The organism is Streptomyces sp. W16, assembly GCF_033194735.1.
GTDB lineage: Bacteria > Actinomycetota > Actinomycetes > Streptomycetales > Streptomycetaceae > Streptomyces.
On sequence record NZ_JAWOAI010000387.1, the window covers coordinates 1 to 9789 of the forward strand.

10 protein-coding genes and 1 pseudogene are annotated in these 9789 nt (G+C 71.7%); 7 read left to right on the plus strand and 4 right to left on the minus strand.

Annotated features, from left to right (window positions below; translation table 11 throughout):
- Window positions 1-187, plus strand: a 187-nt coding sequence (locus R6V09_RS36900) for a zinc-binding dehydrogenase (RefSeq protein ID WP_317885840.1), incomplete at its 5' end; no start/stop codon positions are given.
- Window positions 188-396: 209 nt separating this feature from the next.
- Window positions 397-954, plus strand: coding sequence for a hypothetical protein (locus R6V09_RS36905; RefSeq protein WP_317885841.1), 558 nt, complete (start codon window positions 397-399; stop codon window positions 952-954).
- On the opposite strand, the gene R6V09_RS36910 is transcribed toward R6V09_RS36905, so the two are convergent.
- The 4 genes from R6V09_RS36910 to R6V09_RS36925 form a co-directional block, all read right to left on the minus strand.
- Window positions 923-1615: a response regulator transcription factor gene (locus R6V09_RS36910; RefSeq protein ID WP_317885842.1), complete on the minus strand. Its 693-nt coding sequence runs from the start codon at window positions 1613-1615 to the stop codon at window positions 923-925. The genes R6V09_RS36905 and R6V09_RS36910 overlap by 32 nt on opposite strands.
- Window positions 1612-2778 (minus strand): sensor histidine kinase, encoded by a 1167-nt coding sequence (locus R6V09_RS36915; RefSeq protein WP_317885843.1) that lies wholly within the window; start codon window positions 2776-2778, stop codon window positions 1612-1614. Before R6V09_RS36915 ends, R6V09_RS36910 begins: the two co-directional genes overlap by 4 nt.
- Window positions 2779-2839: 61 nt before the next feature.
- Window positions 2840-4273, minus strand: coding sequence for an MFS transporter (locus R6V09_RS36920; protein ID WP_317885844.1), 1434 nt, complete (start codon window positions 4271-4273; stop codon window positions 2840-2842).
- Window positions 4274-4332: 59 nt separating this feature from the next.
- Window positions 4333-5136 carry a helix-turn-helix domain-containing protein gene (locus R6V09_RS36925; RefSeq protein WP_317885845.1) on the minus strand — a complete coding sequence of 268 codons (804 nt, stop codon included), beginning with the start codon at window positions 5134-5136 and terminating at the stop codon, window positions 4333-4335.
- A gap of 127 nt (window positions 5137-5263) precedes the next feature.
- On the opposite strand from R6V09_RS36925, the gene R6V09_RS36930 reads away from it, so the two are divergent.
- From R6V09_RS36930 to R6V09_RS36950, 5 genes and pseudogenes are all read left to right on the plus strand, one after another.
- Window positions 5264-6367 (plus strand): LLM class flavin-dependent oxidoreductase, encoded by a 1104-nt coding sequence (locus tag R6V09_RS36930; RefSeq protein WP_317885846.1) that lies wholly within the window; start codon window positions 5264-5266, stop codon window positions 6365-6367.
- The gene (locus R6V09_RS36935) at window positions 6364-6957 is read left to right on the plus strand and encodes an FMN reductase (RefSeq protein WP_317885847.1); all 594 of its coding nucleotides are present in this window, start codon (window positions 6364-6366) and stop codon (window positions 6955-6957) included. Before R6V09_RS36930 ends, R6V09_RS36935 begins: the two co-directional genes overlap by 4 nt.
- A 244-nt stretch (window positions 6958-7201) precedes the next feature.
- Window positions 7202-7966 (plus strand): response regulator transcription factor, encoded by a 765-nt coding sequence (locus tag R6V09_RS36940; RefSeq protein WP_317885848.1) that lies wholly within the window; start codon window positions 7202-7204, stop codon window positions 7964-7966.
- Complete coding sequence (locus R6V09_RS36945; RefSeq protein ID WP_317885849.1) at window positions 7967-9412, plus strand: sensor histidine kinase; 1446 nt, start codon at window positions 7967-7969, stop codon at window positions 9410-9412. It begins immediately after the preceding gene.
- Window positions 9413-9498: 86 nt separating this feature from the next.
- Window positions 9499-9789 (plus strand): annotated as a pseudogene (locus R6V09_RS36950) (GNAT family N-acetyltransferase); the annotation flags it as partial.

Here is a 9789-nt window from a genome sequence, read left to right on the forward strand (position 1 = left end):
CGGGGTGCGGACCGGGGCGGTGGAGGTGAGCGCGGACGGCGCCCGGCTCGCCGAACTGGTCGCCCTGGTGGAGAAGGGCGTACTGACGCTGCGGGTGGCGGACACGTACCCCCTGGCGGACGCGGCCGGGGCGCACGCGCGACTCGCGGAGGGCGGGGTGCGGGGGCGGCTGGTGCTTGTGCCGTAGGGGATTCGGTCCCCTCGGCCTCGGTCTCGTCCGCCTCCTCGGTCCCCTTGGCACCCGGCCCCCGAGCTGCCCCTAGGGGGAGGCTCCACCCTGCGTCTCCACCCGGATTTCCACCCGTGGGTCCGGGAGCTTTTCCGGCATCGGAGGGAGAGTCGATCTCAGGAAAACGCACGGCGGGACGACCGCCGGAGACCGAGGAGTGCGACGTCATGACGGACATGGAGCAGGCGCTGACGATCAGCGGGGGCATCTTCGCGGTGATGATGCTGACGCAGTACGGGCGCCGGAAGTACGACCTGCACAAGGTGCTGATGCCGATCGGCACGGTGTCCGCGGTCGCCTACTTCTATCTGAAGGGCATGCCCACCCAGGACGTCGACATCGTCGTCTATCTGGTGGGCGCCGCGATCGGACTGGCCTGCGGTGTCGTCGCCACCTTCACCACCGGCGTGGAGCGCGACCCGGTCTCGGGCAAGGTCCACACCCGCTGCGGCGCGGGCTTCGTGGCGATCTGGACGGCGGTGGTCGCCCTGCGCGTCGCCTTCATCTACCTCGCCGAGCACAACACCTGGTTCCGCGACCACCTCGGCACGTTCATGGCGGAGCACCACATAGTCGAGGACGCCATCGCACCGTTCTTCGTCATCATGGCGCTGGCCATGGTCCTCACCCGGGTGTTCCTGCTCCTGGCCCGCGTGCGCCTCCTGGCGCCGGCCGGAGCCCAGGGGCAGGCCCTCACCCAGGGGTCTTCACCAGTCCGTGGATGAACGCGTACTTCACGGCATGCGCCCGGTCCCGCAGATGAGCCTTGGAGAAGAGGTTGTTGATATGGGTCTTCACCGTGGCCTCGCTCACCACCAGCCGCTCGGCGATGCCCCGGTTGGTCAGCCCCTCGCCGATCAGCGTGAGCACCTCCACCTCCCGGGGGGTGAGGTCCGGGGCGAGTCCGGTGCCCGGCCGCTCGACGGGGGTGCCGCCCCGCGCGGCGGCGGCGACGAGCCGGTCCCGTACGGCGGGGTCGAGCACGGACTGCCCGGCCGCCGCCGCCCGCACCGCGCGGGTGATGTCCTCCCGGCCGGATTCCTTGGTCAGGTAACCGCGGGCGCCGGCGCCGAGCGCGGCGAGGATGTACTCCTCGTCGGCGAAGGTGGTGAGCACCACGACGGCGACCCGGGGGAAGCGTTCGCCGATCAGCCGGGTGGCCTCCACCCCGTCCACCCGGGGCATGTTGAGATCCATCAGGATCACATCGGGCGCGTGCTCCTCGGCCGCCCGCACGGCCTCCCCGCCGTCCCTGGCCGTCGCCACGACCTCCACACCGGACTGCAGATCCAGTACGGTCGCCAGCGCCTCCCGCACCGCGGTCTGGTCGTCGGCCACCACCACCCGGACAACGGGCCGCTGTTCGCCCTGCCGCTCGTCGCTCATCCCGGGATCACCACGCGCACCTGCCAGCCTCCTGCGTCCTCGCCGTCCACGATCGGCCCGGCCGTGACCGTGCCGCCCACCAGGTCGAGGCGCTCACGCATCCCGACCAACCCCATCCCGCTCCCCGCGCCGGCCAACGGCCGAGAGCCTTCCGGCGGCGCGGAGTTCACCACCTCGAAGACGGTCTCCTCAGCATGCTGTTCCGGATACTCCAGGCGCATTCGGACCGGGGCGCCGGGCGCGTACTTGTGCGCGTTGGTCAGCGCCTCCTGGGCACAGCGCACGATCACCTGGGCGAGGCGGACGGGCAGTTCACGCGGCGGCCCGTCGACGGTCAGCGTACCGGCGTCGGAGGCGGACGCGAGCAGCGAGCGCAGCGTCTCCACCAGCGGCAGCGCGTCCTCGCGCAGGTCCCCGACCGTGCGCTGCACCTCGGTCAGCCCCGAGCGCACCAGGCTCTGCGCCCGCTGGGCCGCCTGCCGGGCCCGGTCGACGTCACCGGCCTCCAACAGGGCGTCGGTGACCTCCAGTTGCATGTTCACCCCGGCCAGCGAGTGGGCCAGTACGTCGTGCACGTCCCGGGCGATCCGGGCCCGCTCGGCCAGCGCCTCCGCCCGCGCCACGGCCCGTGCGGCCAGCTCGGCCTGCTCGGCGGCGGCCCGCGCGGAGCGCAACGCGTCGGTGTGGGCGCGGTTGGAGATACCGACCAGCACACTGACACCGGTGAAGGCGCCCACGATCCACGAGGTGCCGTGCCCGCTCCACGGCGACAGCAGCGCACCCGCGCACAAGGCACTGGTGACCGCCGCGAAGGGCAGCGAACGGCGGGCTTCGAGACGGTACCCGGCGTGCCCGGTCACGAAGTAGGCGAACAGCGCCGACGCCCCGGAGGTCTCCAGGCTCATCAGCGCCGCCGCCCCGACCGACCAGGCACACAGCACCGCGAGCTGCACGCCGGGCGAGAACCGGCCCTCGGGGATGAGCCGCGTGCACAGCAGCAGCGACTCCAGGACGAGCAGACACAGCACCGCGAGCCCGGTGCCGGAGGTGCCGACCGGGCGCACGGCGAGCGCGCCCACGGTGAGAGCGGCGACGGTGCCGAAGATCTGGACGGGGTTGTTGTCCGCCGTGAACCACCGGGTCACGGCCTGAGTTCGGTCCACCGTGGCTCACTTCCCGCTGTCGTCCGGCCGGTGCGAAAGCTATCAGCGTGACCGTCGACCGTCAGTGACCACGGTCCTCCTGTGCCGCGCGGGGCAGCAGCCGTACGAGACACAGGCACAGGGCGACGGCCGCGCCGACCACGGCGAGGCTCACCAGCAGGGCGTGGGTCGCGCCGCCGCCAACTGCCTTGAAATACACGGTGGTCACGGCCGCCGCGCCGGTCGCGTTGGCCAGCTGCTGCACCGCGTTGAGGGAACCGCTCGCGCTGCCGGCCTCGGCCGGTTCGATGTCGCCGATGGTGATGTCGTAGACCGTGCCGAAGCAGGTACCCATGCCGAGCCCGACAAGAAGGAGAGGCGGCACGAGAGCCCAACCGCTCACCCCCGTCCCGGAGTTGGCGACCAGTGCGGCGAGGAAGCCGCAGCCCGCCAGGATGATCAGGAGTCCCGTGGCGGCGAGCCGGCGGCCGAAGCGGTGGATGAGCCGGTAGCAGGCGATCGACGCGACGACGATTCCGGCGGAGAGGGGGATCAGGCCCAGCGCGGTGCCCGCGGGGGAGCGGCCGAGCCCCTGTTGGAAGTAGAGGGAGACGACGTAGAGGAGTCCGGCGACCGCGGCGAAGACGACGACTCCGAGGAGCAGGCCGGCGGTGAAGCCCCGGTTGTGGAGGAGCGAGGGTCTGATGAGCGGTTCGGGCGCGGTGCGCTGGCGGTGGCAGAACCCGGCGAACAGGGCGAGGCCGAGCAGCAGGAGGGCGAGGGCGCGTCCCGTCCAGCCGTGCTGCGAGCCGTCGATGAGCCCGCCGAGCAGACCGAGCATGGCGCCCGCGATCAGTGCCGAGCCCGGGCCGTCGACGGGGGCGGTGCCGTCGCCGGGGTCGCGGGGGAGGAGTCGTAGGGCGGCGAGCAGGGCGGCGCCGCCGAGGAGGAGGTTGACGAGGAACATGGACCGCCAGCCGAGGCCGCCGAGATCGGCGTCGACGAGGAACCCGGCGAGGATCGGCCCGCCCACTGCCGACAGCCCCATCACCGGCCCGAACAGGCTGAACGCCTTGCCGATCTGGTCGCGCGGCCAGTTCGCGCCGAGGATGCCGAAGCCCTGCGGGATGACGAGCGCCCCGAAGGCGCCCTGCACCAGCCGGGCGACCACCAGAAAGGCGGGGCCGGGGGCGAGCCCGCAGGCCAGGGAGGCGGCGACGAACCCGGCGAGCCCGACGAGGAAGAGCCGGCGCCGGCCGTACCGGTCGCCGAGCCGTCCGCCGGGGACGAGGAGCACGCCGAGGGCGAGGGCGTAGGAGGCGCCGAGCCACTGGACGAGGCCGGGGCCGCCGCCCAGGTCCCGGGTGATGGTGGGGGCGGCGATGTTGGTGATCGTCGAGTCGAGGAGGTCCAGGACGTCGGCGGCGAGGACGACGGCGAGGATCGCCCAGCGGGTGCGGGCGGGGAGGAGAGGATCATTGTCGGTCTTGTTTGCGTCATGCAGTATCTGTGTCACGCAGATGAATATCCATCGGTGCGCTCCGCCCGGTCAACAGGATTAGTGAGGTGCGGTGGTCAGTGGGCGCCCTGTGCGTAGGCCGTCGGTGACACCCCGACCGTGGTCGTGAAGTCCCGGACCAGGTGGGCCTGGTCGGCATAGCCCAGGTCGGCGGCGAGGCCGGCCCAGTCGACGGGCTCCTCGGCGCCCGCGCGCTCCAGGGCCTCGTGGATGCGGTAGCGCAGGATGACCCACTTGGGGCCCACGCCGACGTAGGCGGCGAAGAGGCGCTGCAGCAGTCGTACGGACAGGCCCTCGGTGTGGGCGAAGTCGGTCACGCGGCGGATCGTGCGGTCGGTGCGGATGCGGTCGACGAGGGTGGTGGCCAGTTCGGCCTGTGGGTCCGGGCGCGGGTCGAGGGCCAGCAGGAAGGCGTCGAGCGCGGCGACGCGGTCGCTCTCGTCGGCCGGGTCGAGGACGACGGCTGGGTCGATGTCCGGGAACACCTCGGGCTGCCGTACCCGCGCGCCCGTCCACTCCGACACCGGGCGGTCCGGGGCGACGGTCCGGAAGGCGCCGGGCCGGAACTTGATTCCGCAGACCCGCCCCCGCCCCTCCAGTTTCTGGGCGAACAGGCCGTGCGGGATGCCCGCGATCTCGACGAAGGCGTCCTCGCCGGCAAGCCGCTGGAAGACGATGTGCACGGCCGGGTGCGGGACGACGTGGGAGACGTAGGGCTCCGTGAGGTCCCAGTCGATCAGCCAGTAGTGCTCGATGTACGGGCGCAGGGGCGGGGCCGGTTCGGGGCGGCGGAAGTGCACGCGGGTGAGGAGTTCGGCGGGGTCGACGATTCCTCGGGTGTCGCGGTGCGGGGCGGCCATGTACGGATCGTAGGACCGGCCACTGACAGTGGGCGGTGGACGGCTTTGGGGATGGGTGGAATATGTGATGCGGGGTGGCCGTTGGAGGGTATAGTTGAATAATCAACAACCTGGAGGGTGAACGACCATGCAGTTCGGGATCTTCAGCGTCGGCGACGTCACACCGGACCCGACCACCGGACGGACGCCGCCCGAGCGTGAGCGCATCAAGGCCATGGTCGCCATCGCGCTGAAGGCCGAGGAGGTCGGGCTCGACGTCTTCGCGACCGGCGAGCACCACAACCCGCCGTTCGTGCCCTCGTCACCCACCACGATGCTCGGCTACATCGCGGCGCGGACCGAGAAGCTGATCCTCTCCACCTCCACCACCCTCATCACCACCAACGACCCGGTGAAGATCGCCGAGGACTTCGCGATGCTCCAGCACCTGGCCGACGGCCGGGTCGACGTGATGATGGGCCGTGGCAACACCGGCCCGGTGTATCCGTGGTTCGGCCAGGACATCCGCCAGGGCATCAACCTCGCCATCGAGAACTACGCCCTGCTGCGCCGCCTGTGGCGCGAGGACGTCGTGAACTGGGAGGGCAAGTTCCGCTCCCCGCTCCAGGGCTTCACGTCCACGCCGCGCCCGCTCGACGACGTACCGCCGTTCGTCTGGCACGGCTCGATCCGCTCGCCCGAGATCGCCGAGCAGGCCGCCTTCTACGGCGACGGCTTCTTCCACAACAACATCTTCTGGCCGGCCGACCACACCAAGCGGATGGTCGAGCTGTACCGGGAGCGGTACGCGCACTACGGCCACGGCACGCCGGAACAGGCGATCGTCGGCCTCGGCGGCCAGGTCTTCATGCGGCGCAACTCGCAGGACGCGGTGCGCGAGTTCCGCCCGTACTTCGACAACGCGCCGGTCTACGGCCACGGGCCCTCCCTGGAGGACTTCACCGACCAGACCCCGCTGACCGTCGGCTCCCCGCAGGAGGTCATCGAGAAGACCCTCGCGTTCCGGGACTACGCCGGTGACTACCAGCGCCAGCTGTTCCTGCTCGACCACGCCGGGCTGCCGCTCAAGACCGTCCTGGAGCAGCTCGACCTGCTGGGCGAGGAGGTCGTACCGGTACTGCGCAAGGAGTTCGCGGTGAACCGCCCGGCGGACGTGCCGGAGGCGCCGACGCACGAGTCGCTGCGCGCGGCTGCATCGGAAAAGGCTTCGGAAGGGGTGACCGTCGCATGAAGCTCGTAGTCGTCTCGGCGGGGCTGAGTGTGCCCTCGTCCACGAGGTTGCTGGCCGACCGGCTGGCGGCGGCGGTGGACCGGGGGACCCCCGTCGACATACAGGTGGTGGAGCTGCGCGACCTCGCCGTAGAGATAGCGCACAACTTCACCAACGGCTTCCCCGGGCGCTCCCTCGCCGCCGCGCTGGACGCGGTGACGGAGGCGGACGGGCTGATCGCCGTCACCCCGGTGTTCTCGGCGTCGTACAGCGGACTGTTCAAGTCGTTCTTCGACGTCCTGGACAAGGACGCGCTGGCCGGAAAGCCGGTGCTGATCGCGGCGACCGGCGGCAGCGCGCGGCACTCGCTGGTACTGGAACACGCGCTCCGCCCGCTCTTCGCCTACCTGCGGGCCGTCGTCGTCCCGACCGGGGTCTACGCCGCCTCCGAGGACTGGGGCGCGGAGGGCCTGCCGGAACGGATCGAGCGGGCGGCGGGGGAACTGGGGGCGTTGATGAGGGGCCTGTCGACAGCACGCCCGGCGAAGCAGCCGAAGGTCATACCGTTCGCGGAGCAGCTGGCGGCACTGTCGGTCTCTTCGGGCGCGTGAGCTTCGGACGCACCTCCAAACGTCGGCCGGCATCATCCAGCCCGTCCGGCGTTTGAGGACGAGGCCCCTTCAGCCGATGGGGGTCTGGGGGCGCAGCCCCCAGGGACGGTGGCCCAGCCGACCGTGAGAAGACGGTAGGAGCTCGGCCCGGGTTGCGTCCACCACGGTGAGAGCCAGGTAAAAAGGGTGATCGTAGACCCGCCCCCACCGCCCCACCGCCGGAGGCCTTGGCACACTGGGAGACGTGCCCCAGACTGTGCTGCTCGCCGAAGACGACCGCGCCATCCGTCATGCCCTGGAGCGGGCCCTGACCCTGGAGGGCTACCAGGTGACCGCGGTCGCCGACGGTGTCGAGGCGCTCGCGCAGGCCCACCGCACCCCACCGGACGTGCTGCTTCTCGACGTGATGATGCCCGGCATCGACGGCCTCCAGGTCTGCCGGGTGCTGCGCGCCGAGGGCGACCGCACCCCGATCCTCATGCTCACCGCTCTCGTGGAGACCGCCGACCGTATCGCGGGCCTGGACGCGGGCGCCGACGACTACGTGGTGAAGCCCTTCGACGTCGAGGAGGTCTTCGCGAGGTTGCGCGCCCTGCTCCGCCGCACCAGCCCCGTCCCGGCGAACGGCGTCCCCGGCCCGTCCGGCATCTCCGCCGACGCGCTGAGGGGCGAGCCGCAGGCCCAGCAGTCGGTGTTCTCCGCCTCCGACAAGCAGATCTCGGCGGCAGGCCTGCGCATGGACCTCCAGGCCCGCCGCGTCTGGCGCGGGGACCGCGAACTGGAGCTGACCCGGACCGAGTTCGAACTCCTCGAACTGCTGGTCCGCAACGCGGGCATCGTCCTGGACCACTCCACCATCTACGACCGCATCTGGGGCTACGACTTCGGCCCCGGCTCCAAAAACCTCGCCGTCTACGTCGGCTATCTGCGCCGCAAGCTCGACGAGCCCGGCGCACCGCAGCTGATCCACACGGTGCGTGGCGTGGGTTACGTGCTGCGGGAGGACTGAGTGGGCCGCCTGCGGCGGCTGGTGGTCGCCCGGCGGCCCCGACTGGTCTCGCTCCGCACCACGTTCGTGCTGTCCTTCGCGGCGGTGACCGCGGCCGTCACCCTCCTCGTCGGTGTGCTCTCCTACGGCGCGGCGGCCCGGCTGGTCCGCGTCGACCAGGAGTCCGTGTTCGATCAGGTCGTACAGGATCTGCAGGACGAGGTGCGGACGCACCAGATGACGCCCGACGACTTCTCCTCCTCCGCGCCCGGCCACGACATCGTGCGGCCGGCCCGTACGGATGTGCAGGTCCTCGGGCGGGACGGCACCGTCCTCGACAGCGGCAGCCCGGCGCTGCCCGTCACCGGTGACGACCGGGCGGTCGCGGGCGAGAAGGTGGCCGGGAAGACCGTCGAGCACAAGGACGTGGCCGTCGCCGAGGACGTGTACCGCATCGCGACCGTCTCGCTCGGCCGTGGGCAGGGTGCGGTGCAGGTGGCGCAGGAGTTCAGCGACACCGAGGACCTGCTGCGGGCCCTGCAGCAGCGGACGTTCGTGCTGATGGCGGCGGTCGTGGTGCTGGCCGGGCTGTGCGGCTGGTGGCTGGCCCGGCGTATCACCCGGCGCCTGATCATCCTCACCGCCGCCGCCGAGGACGTGGCCCGCACCCGCCGCCTCGGCGTGCAGGTCCCTGTCACCGGCTACGACGAGGTGGGTCGGCTCGGCCGCGCCTTCGACCGGATGCTCGGCCGGCTCGCGCAGTCGGAGGAGGACCAGCGCCGCCTGATCCAGGACGCGGGCCACGAACTCCGCACTCCACTGACGTCGTTGCGCACGAACATCTCGCTGCTCCGCCGCATGGACGAACTGCCGCCCGGCACCCGCGAGGAACTGGTCGCGGACCTCTCGCAGGAGGCCCGCGAACTCACCGACCTGGTCAACGAGTTGGTGGACCTGGCGGCCGGCCAGTCCGACACCGAACCGCCTCAGCAGGTGGACCTCGCCGACATCGCGGAGGACGTGGCGGTCCTGGCCCGCCGCCGCACCGGCCGCGACATCACCGTCCGTGCGAGCGGCGACACGACGACCGACGGCCGCCCCGGCATGCTCCAGCGCGCGATCTCCAACCTGGTCGAGAACGCGGCCAAGTTCGACCGCGCGGGCCGGACCCCGATCGAGATCGCGGTCTCCGGCCCCGCCCGCCCCGGCACGGTCCGCGTCGAAGTCCTCGATCGGGGCCCCGGAGTCTCCGAAACCGACCTCTTCCGCATCTTCGACCGCTTCTACCGCGCGGCCGACGCCCGCTCCCTCCCCGGCTCGGGCCTGGGCCTCTCCATCGTCCGCGAGGTGGCCCTCGCACACGCCGGAGCACCTTTCGCGCTACGACGGGAGGGCGGCGGCTCGGTGATCGGGTTCACGGTGGGCGGCGTGACCGGCCCCGGAACCGGGCCACGCGGCCGAGGCTGACGGGCTTGGGGAGGGGGAGGGTGGGTGTCTGAGAAAAGTGTGTCGGTTTCTCGGAAGGTGTCACACTTTTTGGGAGAGGGGGGCACGTGGCAGAGGTCGACGGCCCCGGTCATCTGGTCTGGGCCGCGCAACTCCGCGCCGACGGCCGCCTCGGCCCCGGCGTACGTGTCTTCCACCACGGCTCGGCGACCGCCGTGGTCAGCCCCGGCCTGTCCGGGCGGGACCGGATCGCGGTCGACGGGGAGGCGGACGACGCGCTCGTGCTCGTACGGGACGAGGTCCTGGCGGCGGCCGGACCGGGCTACCGCCCGTTCGGGGACGCGGAGTTGATCGCCGCGCTGGTCCGGGGGACCCCCGGACTGGTGGCCGCCGGCGGC

What these genes read in the sequence shown, in the direction of transcription:
- R6V09_RS36930 (WP_317885846.1), top strand. Translation starts at nt 5,264, where the DNA reads ATGCAGTTCGGGATCTTCAGCGTCGGCGACGTCACACCGGACCCGACC.
- R6V09_RS36925 (WP_317885845.1), bottom strand. Translation starts at nt 5,136, where the DNA reads ATGGCCGCCCCGCACCGCGACACCCGAGGAATCGTCGACCCCGCCGAA.
- R6V09_RS36935 (WP_317885847.1), top strand. Translation starts at nt 6,364, where the DNA reads ATGAAGCTCGTAGTCGTCTCGGCGGGGCTGAGTGTGCCCTCGTCCACG.
- R6V09_RS36910 (WP_317885842.1), bottom strand. Translation starts at nt 1,615, where the DNA reads ATGAGCGACGAGCGGCAGGGCGAACAGCGGCCCGTTGTCCGGGTGGTG.
- R6V09_RS36905 (WP_317885841.1), top strand. Translation starts at nt 397, where the DNA reads ATGACGGACATGGAGCAGGCGCTGACGATCAGCGGGGGCATCTTCGCG.